Below are 447 nucleotides of genomic sequence, written 5' to 3' on the forward strand. Positions count from 1 at the left end.
CAGATTGATCGTATTGCCGTTCGCATCTTTGCCTACCGCAGATGGGATATTGCGAATATCGTCTTTGTTAAATGCTGGCACCTGGAATTGCGAACGATTTTGCTGCTGCGCAATTTTCAATGCGTCAAAACGGGTGATGTGCGAAAATCCGTATGTATCGTCAATCACCGATGGAATATTGGGATTTGCAGGTGCCGGATGCGTTGGATGCGCTGGAGAGCCTCCATTGTAATCCTGTCCATAGCCGCTGGCAAATGCCGATGTACCGCCTGCCAGCAGCGCTGCCGCCACAGTAACGGCTGCCGCCTTTTTGTATAAATGAGTCATATTCATCTTCAAATCTTCCTCTCTCCACATAGAATGTCGGATGTACTGGCACGAAAAAAAGACCTAAAAATCCCGGACTGGACTGCGCATCATACGACGCACTTATCGCCAGTCGGAGTT

Annotated in this window: 1 pseudogene; it reads right to left on the reverse strand. The window is 49.0% G+C overall.

The features are described from left to right. Nucleotides 1–333: pseudogene (locus tag AAHF22_RS02865) on the reverse strand (glycoside hydrolase family 68 protein); the annotation flags it as partial. Nucleotides 334–447 lie beyond the last annotated feature (114 nt).

Origin of the sequence: Paenibacillus wenxiniae, assembly GCF_039822605.1 — a bacterium.
Taxonomy (GTDB): Bacteria; Bacillota; Bacilli; order Paenibacillales; family Paenibacillaceae; genus Saccharibacillus; species Saccharibacillus wenxiniae.